The organism is Streptomyces sp. NPDC049597 (genome assembly GCF_040675505.1).
Lineage (GTDB): Bacteria > Actinomycetota > Actinomycetes > Streptomycetales > Streptomycetaceae > Streptomyces.
In genome coordinates, this window is record NZ_JBFAOY010000044.1 from 25,044 (window position 1) to 40,988 (window position 15,945).

At 71.4% G+C, this 15,945-nt stretch carries 9 protein-coding genes; all 9 read right to left on the reverse strand.

Annotation, left to right across the window (positions count from 1 at the left end):
• Positions 1-15: 15 nt before the first annotated feature.
• Entirely contained in the window at positions 16-6,513 is a 6,498-nt protein-coding gene (locus AB0K02_RS30905; protein WP_365995892.1) for a DUF4157 domain-containing protein, read from the reverse strand.
• Positions 6,510-6,806: a hypothetical protein gene (locus AB0K02_RS30910; protein ID WP_365995893.1), complete on the reverse strand. Its 297-nt coding sequence runs from the start codon at positions 6,804-6,806 to the stop codon at positions 6,510-6,512. Before AB0K02_RS30910 ends, AB0K02_RS30905 begins: the two co-directional genes overlap by 4 nt.
• Positions 6,797-9,040, reverse strand: a complete 2,244-nt coding sequence (locus AB0K02_RS30915; protein ID WP_365995899.1) for an ATP-binding protein — start codon at positions 9,038-9,040, stop codon at positions 6,797-6,799. The genes AB0K02_RS30910 and AB0K02_RS30915 overlap by 10 nt, the downstream gene beginning before the upstream one ends.
• A gap of 285 nt (positions 9,041-9,325) precedes the next feature.
• Positions 9,326-10,153 carry a DUF4255 domain-containing protein gene (locus AB0K02_RS30920; protein WP_365995894.1) on the reverse strand — a complete coding sequence of 276 codons (828 nt, stop codon included), beginning with the start codon at positions 10,151-10,153 and terminating at the stop codon, positions 9,326-9,328.
• Positions 10,150-10,866, reverse strand: coding sequence for a hypothetical protein (locus tag AB0K02_RS30925; RefSeq protein ID WP_365995895.1), 717 nt, complete (start codon positions 10,864-10,866; stop codon positions 10,150-10,152). The genes AB0K02_RS30920 and AB0K02_RS30925 overlap by 4 nt, the downstream gene beginning before the upstream one ends.
• Positions 10,859-11,596, reverse strand: a complete 738-nt coding sequence (locus AB0K02_RS30930) for a hypothetical protein (RefSeq protein ID WP_365995896.1) — start codon at positions 11,594-11,596, stop codon at positions 10,859-10,861. Before AB0K02_RS30930 ends, AB0K02_RS30925 begins: the two co-directional genes overlap by 8 nt.
• Positions 11,597-11,621: 25 nt before the next feature.
• Positions 11,622-12,146, reverse strand: coding sequence for a phage tail protein (locus AB0K02_RS30935; protein WP_159694533.1), 525 nt, complete (start codon positions 12,144-12,146; stop codon positions 11,622-11,624).
• A gap of 36 nt (positions 12,147-12,182) precedes the next feature.
• Positions 12,183-14,033, reverse strand: a complete 1,851-nt coding sequence (locus tag AB0K02_RS30940) for a phage tail sheath C-terminal domain-containing protein (protein WP_365995897.1) — start codon at positions 14,031-14,033, stop codon at positions 12,183-12,185.
• Between the two features lie 794 nt (positions 14,034-14,827).
• Positions 14,828-15,385, reverse strand: a complete 558-nt coding sequence (locus AB0K02_RS30945) for a transglycosylase SLT domain-containing protein (protein ID WP_365995898.1) — start codon at positions 15,383-15,385, stop codon at positions 14,828-14,830.
• Positions 15,386-15,945: the final 560 nt, after the last annotated feature.

The following is a 15,945-nucleotide window of genomic DNA, read 5'->3' on the forward strand; positions in this document are numbered from 1 at the left end:
TCGCTGCGGTGCAGATCAGAAGGAGAAGTGTCCGGCGTTGAATCGCAGTTCGACTTGTACCATCGCGCTGTCGAGGCTGTAGAGAGATTTTCCGGCGTCACTTCTGTACGTCTTGAGCTTGTTGTGCAGGTCCGTGATGTCCGTGAACGGCTGCGGATTACCCTTCTTGCGCTCTTTCTCGCGTATCTCTTTGACCGCCTTGTGGAACTCGGGAGACCTGTCAAGGGCCTTCCTTATTTCGCTCTCGGTGCACTTGTTGATGTTTATTGTGGCCGGTGCGGCGCCTGGCAGAGGCGGTCTGTCGATATAGAGGGTCTTACGGTCCTTGGGGCCGAGCTTGGTCCAGTCGGCATGGTTCGACCCGGACGCGTTCGGCTTCCTTTGGTACATGCCCCAGGAGGCCGTGAAATTCTTCGGGAACCCAGGTGGGTAATGACCTTTCGCATACGCCTCGCGGGGCCCGGGGCTCCCGGGGTAAGGGTGCGGGGACTTGCCTTCCCAACGCGTCAGGTTGACCGTGTACCAGCCGACGACCGGAGGTTTGACGTCTGCTGCTGATCCCGTGGTTCCGGCCTTCATGGCGGATCCGAAGGCATGGGCAGCATGCTTCTCGAAGCTGTCGTAGAAAGGAGCATTGACGCTGTTGAGGGCGGGGACGAAGTTGCCGGTCTTTGCGGGGCCTCCCACCTGTCGTGGTATGAGGTGCATTCGATCCCACTGGGGGCTGTCAGGCTTGGTGAACTTGTGCAGCTTCAGGTATTCCCAGCCCTCTGTGTACTCCTGGTTCGGCTCGGCGCCGTTCTCCTCGGCGAACTGCGGGTTGATGTATTTTGCGTTGATCTCCGCCCCGGGGGGTGTGCCCATTCGCGGGTTCGGCGTCAGCGCGGGGCGCGGCAGGCCATGCTTTCTCAAGTATTCGCGTGCGCCCTGTGAGATTCCAGTGATGACGTCCTTGGCGGGATTCAGAGTGGCGCGGACGGTGAAGTCCGGGTGCCCCTTCTTCGTCAGACTGGTGAGGCGGTAATGCCGACGAAGTGCGGCGAGGAGCTGCGTGTGAACGGACGGCTGCATCCCAGGTTCGAGGCGCTCCTTGAGGATGGGGCGAATCCGCGCCACGATCTCGTCCAGCCTGTCGTCCTTCGACTGCTTCTCCTCTTCCCTCCTCTGGTCGCGCTTCTCCTGTTTGTCCGTCGTGCCTTTGGGGCGATTCCCCTTGTCGTTGTCCCCGTCCTTGTCGTTCTTGGGCCGGCCCGGGCCGTCCTTGTCGGTCTTCGGCTTTGTCGGGTCCGTGTCCTTCGGCTTTGTCGGGTCGGTGTCCTTCGGCTTGGACGGGTCCGTGTCCTTGGGCTTCGCCGGGTCCACGTCCTTCGGGGGTGTCGGCGTCTTGTCGTCGACCTTCGGCTGGGGCGTGGAGTCCTGGTCTTTCTTCGGGCCGGCCGGCGTCTCGTCCTTCGGCTTGGGCGTCGTGTCCGTGTCGGGCTTGGGCTTCGGCTGAGGGGCCGGCGTCTTCGGCTTGGCGGGCGGCGTCGGGCGGGTGTCCGGCTTCGTGCCGTCCGTGTCCTTCGGCTTGGCCGGGCCCGTCGGCTTCTTGCCGTCCGTCGGCGTCTTCTGCGTACCCGGCCCAGGCCTGCCCGGAGCAGGCGTGGTCTTCGCGGGGCCAGGGGCCGGGGCGTTCTTGGCCGGGCGGGGCGACGGAGCCGACGGGCGGGTCGGCGCCGAGGGTGCCGGCCGGTCCTTGCCCGGGCCGCCCCTGTCCCCGGGGGGTGCGGCCGGCGGCGCGGCCGGGCCCTTGTCCCCGCCCTTGTCCTTGCCCAGGTTCTCCGCCACACCCTTCAGGCGGCGCCCCACCTTCGCCACGTACTTGCCGATACCGCTCAGCAGCGCCTCGTAGGCCAGTTCCAGCAGCGCCACGATGCCCGCGGCCACCGCCTTCGCGAAGAGGACGCCGGCGCCGCCCTGGCGGACGGCCTTGAGCCAGGTGATGACCGCCCCGATCGCCCGCAGGATCTCTCCGAGCGCGCCGATGGCGACGCGTATGGCGTCGATGACGGCCATCGCCCAGCCTGCGCCCGGTATCAGTTTGGCGATGACCTTGGTGATGACGATCTCGCCGATGATGAACGGCAGTTGCGGGACGATCGCGTCCCACGTCTCCTTGACGATCTTCTCCAGGGTGAAGCCACCCTTGATCAGCTTGTCGATGATCGCCTTCGGGACGCCGAGGATCTCCTCGATCTTCGACTGGAACCACGACTTGACGGCCGCCTGGACCTCTCGGAACAGGTGGTTCTTCGCGCCGTCCACCGCGGAGTTCTTCGCACCGCTCAGCCAGCCGCCCGGGTCGGAGAGGAAGTCGACGGCGATGAGCATGAAGTCGCCGAGCGCGCTCAGCAGTTTGGCCGCGTAGTCCAGGACCGTCTTGATCGCGTCCACCACGGCCTTGATCACGTCCTGCAGCATCTTCTTCAGGATGTCCAGGATGCTGCTCAGCAGCTTGCCGATGGCGTCCAGCAGATCGCTGATGATCTGCTTGAGCATGTTCGCGAGCTTGTTCACCAGCGCGATCGCCGCTGCGATCAGGTCGGTGATGAACTTCCGGATCCGGTTGGCCAGTTCGATGACCGCCCGCACCATCGCCTTCGCGAACTCGATCAGATCGTTGATCAGGTTCTTGATCGTGTCGACGATGAACTTCCGCGCCTCGTTGATCCAGCGCTCGACGGTCTCCTTGAAGTTCCTGATGAAGCCAATCACCGCGTCACGCGCCGCCCGGATGACCCGGACGATCGCGTTCTTGATCTCGATGACCTTCTGCTTGATCCAGTCGAAGGCCTTCGTGACCCAGTTGCCCGACTCGTTGACGCTGTCGTCGCGCTTCTTCTCCGCCTCCTGCTCGGCCTTGGTGTTCTCGTCCTGGATCTTCTTGTCGCCGTCCTCCTTCTCCTTGGTGACGTCCTCGTCTGTCTTCTTCTCCTTGTCCCCGACGTCCTTGCGGACTTTCTCGTGCCGCTCCGTCTTCTTCGTGCCGAGCTTCTTGAGCTCCGCGTCCTGCTCCGTACGCCAGTCGGCGCGCTGGGCGGTGACGTCGCTCATCGCCTTCTCGCGCTCGCCCGCCTGACTCTCGGTGTTGGTCGCGACCTCGGCGTCGACCTTGTGCTTGTGCTTCTGCTGCGAGTCGCGGAAGTCCCTGTCCTTGGTCTGCCGCCCCTCGGACATGCCCTTCTGCCCGTCGCTGAACGCGGCCTGGAACTGGGGCCCGCGATCGTGCTCGGCCACCTCGGACGCCGCCTCCGGCGGTACGACTCCGGTCGGCGCCCCGCCCGCCGGCGCGCCGCCGCCCTTGCCGCCCTGACCGCCGGGGACCTTGGCCTGCATCTGCTCCTTCGGAGCGTGGGGATAGACCTGGTCCTCACCCATGGCGCGACCGGAGTCGTCCCGGGCCGTCGTGACGGCCTCCTGGCCCTTGGCGTCCACGGCGGAGCCCTGTTCGCCGGCCGTCTGCTCGGCCGCGCCCTGCATCTCCACACCGGGTGCGTTGCCGGCCTGCGCCTTCTTCAGCGCCTCGTCCTTGGTCGGCAGCCCGGCGAACTTGGCCGCCAACTCCTGCGCGTCGACCTCGAAGCCGACCCAGCTGAGCACCTTGCCGATGCCGAAGCCGAGAGCCATCTTGAAGGTGTCCCAGCCGCCTGGCTCCTCGGCCTTCTCCGCCTCGATCTGCCCCTCGGGCTCCTTGGCGCCCGTGACCTCGGCCTTCTCGTCCTTCGGCGCCTCGGACTTCTGCGCCGGGTCCTGGGAGTACTCGGCCGGGGCGTCGGTCTTCGGCTTGCCCTCCAGCGTCTGCGGGGCACCCGCGGGGCGCTGCATCGAGGGTGGCGCGGCCGCGAGCGCCTTGTGCTCGTCGCCGACCGTGCGGTCCACCGAGCCGCTCACGCCGCCCATGGCCTCAAGTGCCTTGTGCGGCTTGAGCTTCGCGGCCGTGGTCAGGCCCGCCTCGGGGGCGACACCGGAGAGGTTCGGAGCGGGGCCCGAGTCCTTCTTGGCCTTGCCGCGTGCGGCCGGCTTGGCGCCGCCGCCTCGCGGCCCCTTCGGGGCCGGTGCCGCCTTGGGCGCCGCGGCCTTGGGCGCGCGCTCCTCCTTTGCCGCGGGCGGGGGTGCTGATGCGGGCGGGGCGGCCGGAGCCTCGGGAGCCTTCACGGGTGCGGGGGCCGCGGGAGCGGATTCCTTCGGCGCCGGGGGTTCAGCCTCGGAACCCTGCCCACCGGTGGGCGCGTTGCCGGAGGACGGAGCCGCGGAGGAACCGCCGGAGACATGACTGTCCTGGGCCGCCGAGGGGGTTTTCGCGTCCGACGTCGGCTCGCTCCTGCCGGCCGGAGCCGCGTCCGTCTTCTTCTGCTCCTCCTTCGCCGCGGCGTCCGGCGCCGCCGCCGTTCCGCCCGCGGCCTGCTGCGTGGTCTTCTCCTGCCCGGCCCCCGCCTTGTCGCCCGCGGCAGGGGTGCCCTTCTCCTCCTTGGCCGCCGCTTCCTTGCTGTCGCTGCCGCCGCCCTCGGACTTTCCGGATGCCTCCTGGACCGCGGTCTGCGCGGCGACGGGCCCGGCCTTCGGGTCCGAGCCGCTCTTGGGGTCCTTCGGCGCCGAGCCCGGCGCGGGCGGCGACGCGGCGGCCCTCTCCAGGCCGATGCCGACCAGCTCCCCACCGTCCGCCGCATCCGGCTCGTCCTCGACCGCGGGCCCGGCGGGTGCCTCCGCGTCGGCTTCCTCCGGCTCCGCCTCGGCCGCCGCGTCCTCGGCGTCCTCCGCGTCCCGCTCGGCCTGTACCTTGTCGGCCCTGGTCACCGGGGGAGCGGGGAACGAGGGGACCGCCGGCGCAGCGGACGACGACGGGTCCAGCTCGTCCGCCGTCGGCACGCCGGACACATCGAGATCCTGCTCGGGAAGGAAGTCCTCGGGCCGGAGCTTGATGTCCCAGGCGCTCCTCCGGCCGCCCCCGGCCTCGACCTCCGACTCGCTCCCCGACGCGAACGGGTCCTCCTCAGCCTTGTCCTCGGGGCCGCCGAGATCCTGATCGCGTACGCCGTCGAGCCTGCTGAACGGTCCCGGGTCCTGCGTGTCCTTGCCGGACACCGCCGGCGTGCCCGTGGGCTGCTCCTGCCCGCGCTTGTCCTCCGGCTTCACCTGCTGACCCGCCACGAGGGCGTCGACCGCGCCCGGACGGTTCCTGGCCGCGGACTCCTCCTCGCTCGCGGCCGGGGCCTCCTGCTGCTCCGGAGCCTCCTTCTCGTCGGCGCCCGCGGACTTCTTCTCACCGCCCTGCGCCTGCCCGCCCTGTGCCTGCCCGCCCTCGGACTTCCCGCTGCCGGAGGCCGTTCCGCCGGGAGCCGACGACGGCTGCTGCGCCTCGGGAGCCTGAGCGGCACCTCCGCCGTCAGCCGCGCCGCCACCCGAACCACCCGGCTCCTGCGCCTGCTCGCCACCGCGCGAAGCCTCGCCGCCCTGCGGCGTCGTCCCGTCCTCCCGCGTCCCGCCGTTCTGCGGCGTACTGCCCGCGGCGCCGTCCGTCCCGGCCTGCTCCTTCTCCGGGCCCGGTGCGACCGGCGGCCTGTCCGCCTCCTCCTGCCGTTCGTCGGCCGACTGCCGCTCCCTCTCGCGCTCGAACGACACCTCCTCGAACAGATCGGACTCGACGGCCGGTGCGTCGAGCGAGCTCTGCTCCAGCTGCTCATCGGTCTCCTCGTCGATCTCGATCTCGTCGACGAGGTCGAGCACCCGCTCGTGCTCGGAGCTGAGCAGCCTGGTCTCCAGGCGGTCCAGGACGGCGTCCTGCAACTCGTCGGGCAGCCGCGCCAATTGCGTACGGGTGCGCTTGGAGCGGTCCTCCGGGTCGCCGCGCAGCGAGCGCACGACCGAGTTCGCCAGGCGGTCCACGAGCGTCGCCGGATCGATCTGCTCCAGCCGGCTCCGGTCGGCGTCCACCGTGGCGTACCGCAGCCAGCCCGGCGTCGCCTGTCCCTCCTCGACGGCGGCGCCCGGCTCCCCCTTCCGCACGAAGTCGCGTGCGGAGCCCCGTACGGACTCCTGCGCCGCCGATTCCGCCTCGCGTTCCATCGCCTGCTGCGGCAGGCTCACCGCGCCCAGGTCACGGCCGGCGCGCAGTGCGCCGAGACCGTGCGGGTTCTGCACCGTGTGCAGCAGTTCGTGGGCGAGCAGCCGCCGGCCGTCGGCCGTGCCGGGCCGGTAGGCGCCCTCGCGGAAGAAGATGTCCTGGCCCACCGCGACCGCGTCCGCCCCCAGCATCTCGGTCAGCGCGCCCGCGTCCCGGTCGGTGTGCAGCCGTACGCGGCCGAAGTCGTGCCCGAGCTGCTCCTCCAGCTCGCGCCGCACGCTCACGTCGAGCGGCTGGCCCGCGCCGCTGACGATGTTCTTCGGCTCGGGCGCACGCGAGACCGACCGGTCCTTGCGCTTGCGCCGCCGGCCGGACTGGTCCGTCCGCGACTCCTGGGAGTGGGAGGTGCTCATCGTGTCACCTCGCCCCTGCCCGCCAGGCCCGCGTGCACGGCGCGGGCCAGCTCCTGGCCCAGCCGACGGGCCGACGCGGTCGCGGGCAGCGGCGGCAGGCCGGCCAGGCCGTCCAGCGCACGGCCCCCGTCCACGGCGATCGGCACGCCCCGCTCCCGTACCAGCCGCGCCAGCTCGGCCTGGAAGGCCGCCGACACCCGTTCCGGGTCCACGCCCCGGCCGAAGCCGTCGAGCACCAGCTCACCGATGTCCACCCGCACCGCCGTCTCGCGCGGCGCCTCGTTCAGACCCATCCGTGGACCTCTGAGGGTGTCAAGGAGCGGTCCAGCTTGAGGTATTCGGTGCGCGCCGCCTCCAGCATGTGCCGCATCTGCAGCCGGTCGCCCTCCTCGGCGGCGAGGAAGGCGCCCGACAGCGCGATGTTGCGGATGGAGCCGCCCGCGACGGTCAGCCGTGCCAGCAGCTGCGGGTCGACGTCCTTCATCGGGGCGCGTGCGGGCAGCACCCGGCGCCAGATCTCCGCGCGTTCGCTCTCGCCGGGGAACGGGAAGTCGACGACGAAGCGGATACGGCGCATGAACGCCGTGTCCAGCGCCTGCTTCATGTTGGTCGTCAGGATCGCCAGCCCCCGGTACGCCTCCATCCGCATGAGCAGGTAGCTCACCTCGAGGTTGGCGTAGCGGTCGTGGCTGTCCTTGACCTCGCTGCGCTTTCCGAAGAGCGCGTCGGCCTCGTCGAAGAGCAGGAGCGCGCCGCCGCGTTCAGCCGCGTCGAACACCCGGCGCAGGTTCTTCTCCGTCTCGCCGATGTACTTGCTGACCACCTGCGACAGATCGATGACGAACAGGTCCAGGCCGAGTTCCTTCGCCATCACCTCGGCGGCCAGCGTCTTGCCCGTGCCCGAGCCGCCGGCGAACAGCGCCGTGACGCCGAGTCCGCGGCGCAGTGTGTCGGCGAAGCCCCACTCCTGGTAGACGGTGGGGCGCTGCCGCACGTGCGCCACGATCTCGCGCAGGACCCTCAACTGCCGTTCGGCCAGGACGAGATCGCCCCAGTCGGCCTGCGGCTCGATCCGCCGCCCGAGTTCGTCCATGCCCATCCGGGCCTCGGTGAGGCCGGCGCGCCAGGCGAGGCCCGTCGCGTCGAGCTCATCCTCGCCGGGAAGGTCGCGTGCCACGGCCGCGCCGGCTGACCGTACGAGGTGGGGCGGCAGCGAGAACTGGGCGACCAGGTCGCGCAGGTCGTCCTCCGAGACCTCCGGCACGCCGGCGAACGCTTCGGTCCACACGCCGAGTTGCTCGTCGGCGTCCAGTGGCGGAACGACGACGCGCTCGCCCCGCGCACGTGCCGTCCGGCGCGGCTCGGGGCCCGAGACGACGACGGGCACGGCCGCGCTCTCGACGAACGCGTCGGTGGCGGCGGCCTGTTCCCTGTCCATGTCGCCCACTTCGAGCAGCAGCGCGGCGGGCAGGAGGACGGCCTCCCGCTGCCACAGCCGTGCGAGCCTGTCGCGTTCGGCGGCGGCTGTGGGGACGTCCTCCGCGGCCATCTCGTACAGGCTCAGCCCGCGGCGGCGGGCGGCCGCGGCGGCGATGTCCGCCCGCGTGCGCATGTCGCCGCCGACCAGCTCCACGCGCAGCGGCGCTCCCGCCCAGCCCGCCGCGACGCGCTCGGCCGCGAGGTCGTAGGAGGCGGGCAGCGAGTCCGGTACGGCGGCACGGCGGAGCATTCCGTGCAGCCGGGCGTCCAGATAGGGCGAGCCGGCCAGGAAGTGCAGGATGCGCTCGTCGAGCCGCAGCCGCGAGGTGGTCAGCCGGGTCTCGTCGTCGAGCTCGACGATGCGCCAGCGCCGCAGGGGAGAGACGGGGGTGAGCGCGCTCCAGTGGGGGTCGCGCAGGGCGGCGAGGGCGAGGGAGAAGGTGGGATGCGCCCGCTCCGGATCACCACAGGCGGCGGCGCACCGGACGCCGGTGGTGGGTTCCAGCTCGGCGGCGGCGGTGAGCAGCACGACGTCGCGCTCGAAGGGGCTGAGCCCGAAGCACGCGACGAGCGCGTCGAGTGCGGCGGGCCCCTGTGGTACCCCGACGGCCGGTCCGCTGCCGTCCGCGACGGCAGGCACCGCCGTGCCGCCACCACGCGCCTCACGGCGCCCCGCGCCCTGCCCGCCGCGGTGTGCGCCGGTCTCGCCGGACGTGTTGCTGCCCGACTCGTGGGCGTCGGCGTCGGCCGCCGCGCGCGCGGCCCCTTCGCGGCGGTCGGCTTCGCCACCGCGCCGGGCCAGGCCGGCCCCGTCGGAGGGCGCACCGCCGCGTGCGGTGCGCCTTGCCGTGCCGTCGAGCGTCGCTCGGCCGGTGCCTGCGTCGCCTGATGCGGCGTTGCCCAACTCGTGGGCGTCGGCGGGCGCACCGCCGGGTGCGGTGGGCCGTGCCGTGCCGTCGCCGGGCACGGCGCTGTCCGACTCGTCGGCGTCAGCTGCTGCGCGTGCGGCCCCTTCGAGGCGGTCGGGTTGGTCTCCGCGCCCGGCCAGGCCGGCCCCGTCGGCAGGCGCACCGCCGGGTGCGGTGCGACCTCCCGCGCCCTCGCGAAACGCGGCGGCACCGCCGCGCCCGGCTTGTCGGCGGCCGGGGCCGTCAACTCCACTCGCCCCGCCCGGCGCGGGTGAACCGCCCGGTGCCCCGCCGCGCTCCGCGCGGCTTCCGTGCGCGTCGATACGGGACAGGACCTCGTGGATCGCCGACGTCAGTGCGTGGGCCTCCCCGGCTCCCTCGTACGTACCCATGTCCTCACCCGCCCCCGTCGTCGGCACTCCGGCTCAGCTCTTTCCGTCCTGTTTCGGCACCGCGGGCCCACCTGCCCTGCGGGGGCGCGGTGTTGTGGCCGTCCGCTTCGTCGGCGCCGTTCGGGCGGCCCGCCTGGCCGGTGCCTTCTTCTCAGGGGCATCGGCGGCCGCGGGGGCCTTGTCCGGCTCGGGGGAGGCCGCGTCCTTCGGAGCCGGCGGCTCCACGGGCCCCGGCGGCACCGGCGCGCCCGGCGCGCCGAACGGCAGCACCTTGACCGTGCGTTCCTCCACCGGCTTCGCCGGCGTGGGCCGCTCCCGGCCCTCCAGCAGCACGAGCGACGCCTGGTACGCGACCGACAGCGAGTACGGCGTCTGGTGGAGCATCCCCCACAGCTTCGACGTCTCGTCGATGTCCATCACGATCGGCGAGAAGCGCACCTTCTGCGGCGACTCGGCGAGATCGGACCCGGCCAGATACGGCCGCTCCGCAGCCAGTTCGATCAGGTCCTTCGGCAGAACCGGCATCTCGTGGAGCGTACGGACCACACAGCCGATGAGCCGCTGCCCGACGAGCTCCGCCTCCTCCCCGTACGCGCTGATCAGGTAGTGCAGGTCCAGCGCGGCCGCCGGGCGCTTGCGCAGCGTGCCGTCCGAGGCGCGCGTCGGCACGTCGGCGTTGCGCAGCGAGGGGTTCGGCGTCACCTGGTACAGGAACACGGTGATGGTCGGTTCGGCCGGTGGTTCGTTCGGCGGCTTGCGGGTCTCCACCTTGACCGCGATGTCCATCTCCGGGCCGAGGTTGCTCTCGATGAGCAGGGCCAGCGCCTGGGTGACCGTCGCGACGGCGAGTGCGTTGCTCATGGTCGGTCCTTCCTCTCGCCGCGCGACAAGTAGTCGTCCAGGGTCAGTGCGGGCGCGGGCCTTCCGCCCCGCCCGGCGGGCCGCCGGTCGGCCGCCTGCGGCGGTGCCGCCGCGCTGACCTCCAGCCGTCCGATCTGTACGTGCACGACCCGTTCCGCGGGCTTCTGCGCGCGCCGCCCCGGGCCGAGCGCCGCGCCGCGCACCGCGGCCGCGTCGGACCGGCGCGGTACGGGCACGGCCGCCGGTACGGCGGCCACGGGAGCGGTGTGCGCCCGTGCCGCCGGGGCGGCGGGCCGCGGTGCCGCGTCATCCGTCTCCCGTACCGCGCGGCCCCGGCGTGCGGTACGCGGTGCCTGTTCCGCCGCGGGCCGTGCCGGGGAGGGCACGGGCGCGGCGGGCCGCAGCAGGGGCTCCGCGGCGGGCCGGACAGGCGCCGGATCCGTCTCGGCCCCACGTGTCCGTTCCGTGCGCACCACCGTGCGGTTCTCCGTCCGTACCTCGTGCTCGTGCCGCACCGTCGCGGCGGGTGCGGACGGCGGCACGTACGCCGTCGGGATCAGGGCCGCGGGCTCGTCGGGGTCCGGCGGCCCGTACCGCAGCGCCTCCACGCGCTCGAACGGCCCGGGCAGACGGGGTCGCACCCGCACGGGCGCGCCGGCCGCCGCGCCCGCCGGCGTGTACCGGGCCAGCAGCCGGTCGAAGTAGTCAGACATCTGCGCACAGCTCCAGGTAGTAACGACGCCGCAGCGGGCTGAGCGCCAGGATCTCCGGCTCGCTCCACCCGTAGGCGGAGGCGAGGAGATGGACATCGAGCATCAGGTCCCGTGCCCAGGTGTCGAGTTCGGTCCACAGGTAGGAGGTGATGTCCAGCTCGGCCGGTGTGGCCTCGCCGCACGCGGGGCAGGAGACGTCGAGCGTCACGTCCGCCGTCGGGTCGGCCTCCGCCGCCTTCTCGGCGATCAGCTTCTCCACGCGCTCCGGCAGCAGCGATGCCAGGTCCTCCGCAGCGACCGGTTCGCCGCCCCGCAGCGCCAGGAGCGTGCAGCCGCTCACCAGCCCGCGGCGCGCCTCGTCCGGACCGGACGCCGTCGCGGCCGCCGCGAGGTCGGCGACGGTCGGCAGCCGGAACTCGACCACCCACTCGCCGTCCGCCACGCGCAGCGGTCCCTCCGGCAGCGCGCTCCGCGCAGCCAGCACGCTCGTGTCGAGGTCGAACTCCATCGCCTCGCCGCACGCCCCGCACTCCGCACGCACCTGCATGCGCTCGCCGAACAACGCCCGGCGCAGCGCGAACAGATCCGCCTCCCGTTCTCCGACCGGCACCGACAGCAGTTCGTCGGTGGTGGCCGCCGGGCGGGCGGCCCGGTGCAGCAGCAGCGATCGCTCCGCCGCCCGCTGCGCCAGGCCGGCCTCCCAGACGGCCAGCAGCTCGGTGGGTCCCACCCCTGTTCCCCGTCGCGCCCGGCGGTCAGGCCGGGTGCGTGAAGGACGGTTCGACGGGCTCGGGCACCTCGTAGTCCCGCTCCCAGCCCTCGCATTCGAGCTTCACGCTCTGGATGGCGACGGCGTTGGCGTTGGCGTCGAGCTCGCCGAGGACCTGGTACTCGCTGACCCAGGCCCGGTACAGCTTGTGCGAGACGGCGACCTGCCCGGCCTCGTTGAGGACCTGGATGATGATGTCCTTGCGGAAGTCCCGCAGCGACACCTCGGAGCCGAGCCCCGCCCCGACCTGCCAGACCTTGTTGGCCCAGCGGTCGAACTCGGGGTCATGGGTGACACCGCGCTCCAGGGTCACTCCCTCGAACTCGGAGCGGCCCGGGGACTTGCGCGGCGAGCTGGGGTCGCCGCCGTGGCGGTGCTTGACCACCTCGGTGGTGCGCTTCAGCGGACTGATCTTGCTGATGCCCGCGACCGTTCGACCGTCCCACAGGACCAGGAACTTGAAATTCTTGTAGGGGTCAAAACGATGGGCGTTTACCTGGAACTCAGCCATCGGTTTCCTTTGTGTTCCTCTTCCTCGGGCCTGCGACTACGACAGGTCGAACTGGCCGGCCATCTGCTGAATCTTGACGATCACGAACTCCGCGGGCTTGACCGGAGCGATTCCGATCACGACATTCACCACACCGCGATCGATGTCGGCCTGGGTGGTGGTGTCCTTGTCGCATTTCACGAAGTACGCCTCGCGGGGCGTGCCGCCCTTGAAAGCGCCCTGCCGGAACAGGTCGTTGAGATACGCCGACGCCTTCAGCCGGATCTGCTGCCACAACTGCTCGTCGTTCGGTTCGAAGACGACCCACTGCAGTCCGCGGTACAGGCTCTCCTCGATGTGGAGCGCGAGCCGGCGCACCGGCACGTACTTCCATTCGCTCTCCAGGGCGTCCGCGCCCGCCAGCGTCCGCGCGCCCCACACCAGCGGTCCCACGACGGGGTAGGTGCGCAGGCAGTTGACGCCCAGGGGGTTCAGCAGGCCGTTGTCGCGGTCCGTGAGCCGCACGGTCAGCGAACGGACCCCGGCCAGGCGCGCCTCGGTGCCCGCCGGAGCCTTCCACACACCGCGCTCGCCGTCCGTGCGGGCGATGACACCCGCGACCGCGCCGGACGGCGGGAAGGCCCGCATCCGGCCCGTGAGCGGGTCGGTGAGCTGCAGATGGGGGAAGTACAGCCCCGCGTGGTCGCTGCGCACGGTGTCGAACGCGCCGATGCCGGCGCGTGCCGCGTCGACGCTGCCCCAGGTGGAGGGCGAGTCGACGAGCAGGAAGATCCGCCGCTCCCGGCACAGCTGCTGCGCCGCGGAGACGACGGTGACCATGTCCTCCGTCGACTCGTAGGCCGCGAGTTCCGGCAGGGCCAGCAGGTTGACGTCGTCGACGTCCCGCAGCGCCTGCAGACCGGTCTTGTCCGCCTCGCTGCCGATCAGGTCGCGCGGTCCGGGGGCGTCGCCGTCCTTGCCGCCCTGGAGCGCGAAGACCGGCGGGTTGACCGAGGCCTCCAGGCCCAGGTCGTTGGCGCATTCGCCGACGAAGCGCACCACGTCGTCCGGGTCGAGGGACCCGGCGACGACCTGGAGCCGGCGTCCGAAAGCCGTGACCTCGGCGCCGGCGTAGGCGTGCTTGCCCGGGGCGTCGGGCAGGGCCCGGAGCTTGCGCTCCAGCAGCAGGGCCAGCTCGGTGACATCGGTGGGCGGCTCGCCGTCGCGGTCGGGCTCGTAGAGCGTGAACTCCCGCTCCACGTCACCGATCTTGACCTTCAGCTCGACGGCGAGGTCCGGCAGGTCGGCGGCGAACGGCTTCGACACCGTGCCGGAGGGGTCGGGCCGGTCCTCGTCGAGTGCCTTCACGCGTACGAGAGAGGAGCCGGCGTTCACGACCGTCTCGACGAAGCGGCCGTGCCCGGAGTGCATCGACAGGCCGGTGAAGGACTCGCGGGCGTCGCCGCGGGCGTCCAGGACGTGCAGGTTGAACGTCTTGTCCGGGGTACGGGTGTCGTGGTCGACGGCCACCCGCAGACCCGACCCCCACACGCCGGGCTCCTTCGCGTGCACCTCGAGCACCGGGCACTCGCTGCGCCCCTCGGTGGACTCGAGCGTGACGCAGGCCTCTTCGCCGCTGCCGGCCTTGGCCACGCGTACGACGACCGCGACCGTGCCGCCGTTGCCGAAGAACTGGTGCACCGCGTAGCCGACAGCGCTCTGGGCGGTCAGACCGCCGAAGCGGCGCTCGAAGTCCGCGAAACTGGTGATGCGGACCGGTTGGTTGAGCGGACCCCGGCGGGTGTGGCCCACGAACGCGGTCACCGACGTGGTGACCGACGCGATGGTACGGACGCTGCTGGGAAGTTCTTCGATGTATACGCCGGGATAGCCCATGTGCGTCGGCATTCCCCCTCCATTCCCTTCGCGCACCAAGAGATGAGGAGAGGACGTGAAGCAGATGTCCGCGCGTGCGGACGCACACAATGAGCTCTTCACTTTCCCCCGCCACACACCCCGTGCGATATCGGTCTCAGGGGCCATTCGCATGCGCATGCGTCAGTGGCCCCTGGTGCATGAGTGCCTCTGCGAGTCTCGTTCGTCCCTCAAGTGCCGGTCAAGGGACCGATTCGGTCATCCGGCCCGACGGATATGTGAATGAAGCAGCCGGTTGATCGGCATGGTCAGAGCCATGTGGGTGAGCGGATATGGAGAGCAATTCACACGGGCTTCACAGAATTCCATCGGACGGGGTCAGGATCCGGCCGATCGAAAAATGCTCCGGCGCGCCGCCTTGTGTCCTTGATGCGGCGGATTGTGACGGAATTCTGTCCGGTACGGCTGCGCCCGCCCGTGTGCGCGCCCGGCGCAGTCGGTCTTTGCGCGCCTGCACCGTCTTCCCCGGTCTGGCCACATCACGCCCAACCGTTGTGACGGGGCGACCGGATCACGGCGCGCGGTGCCGTCGGCGGGAAGCGGGGGTGTGCACGGCCGGAAAGCGGTCAACCCGGGGGGGGGGGGGGGGGGTGGCGCGGGGAGTTCCTTCCCGGCGACGGCGGTCGGCCCGGGCGTTCGGGAGGGACGACGTCACTTCGCCCGTGACGGCAGGGACCGGCGCCGTCCCGCGACGACGACGCGGCCCCGCCCACGAGGGGCGGGGCCGCGCGGCCCGAACGATCCGGGAGGACGGTTCACAAGGCGTATCAGTAGGCGGAGTCGACGTTGTCGATGGAGCCGTACTTGTCGGCGGCGTAGTTCGCGGCCGCGGTGATGTTGGCCACCGGGTCGGTCAGGTCGTGCGGCGTGCCGTCGACGTGGTAGGCGTCGAAGGTCGGCTGGATGACCTGGAGCAGGCCCTTGGACGGCGTGCCGTTCTGCGCGTTGATGTCCCAGTTGTTCTGGGCGTTCGGGTTGCCGCTGGACTCCCGCATGATGTTGCGGTGCAGGCCCTCGTAGGTGCCGGGGATGCCCTCGGCCTTCATGATGTCCAGCGCTTCCTTGATCCAGCCGTCGAGGTTGTCGGCGTAGACCTTCTTGGCCTTCTTGGGGCTGTCCTTCTTGGGCTTGTCCTTCTTCGTCGGCGCGGCCTCGGCCGTCGCGACCGTGGCCTTCGACGCGCTCTGCGTGACCGGAGCGGCCTGCGCCGGCGAGGGGGCCAGGGTGAGCGCGAGTGCTGCGGCGCCCGCCGTGGCCAGGCCGGTGACAGAGAGCTTGCGGAAGCGGGCGGTGCGGCTGGCGGTGGTCTGCGTGGCGGCGGTCATGCGGAAGGAACTCTCCAAACAGGGGACGTCATGGGGAAGCCGACCATCGATGCGATCGGCCGGCGGCGGAGAAGGTCTCCGCGTCGGGGCCGGAGCGGTCGACCGGGCGGGATGCACCCGGTCCGGCGCTTGCTCCCCGGAACGTCAGCCATGGTTAGGGGCGGTTCGGACCCGGCGCAAGAATGTGACCTACTACCCCACTACAGAGCAATGTCACAAAAGGCACTTCTAGGCTGTTTGTCGCCACGGGCCGGGGGCGTCGGAGTCCACTATCGCCTTTAGGAAGTGACGTGGCTCCTATGCCCGGCATCACACGGGGGCCGGTGGCAGGGGGCAGCTGCGCTACTGGCGGTGAGCGGGCGTCGCTCGCCGGCGCCGCCGGTCCGGCCGGTGATCAGGCGTGGGCGGAAGCCGAGTTCAGCGGGGAGCCGCCGCCCGGGCAGCCCGTGGGTGCGCGGGCCGTGACGGCGGAAGGGAGCGGGCTGCCGACATCGGAAAGGGGCGGGGCCCCGGCCCGGCCGGCCCGGGGCCCCCCCCCCGGTCGCAAACGGGGCGACAGG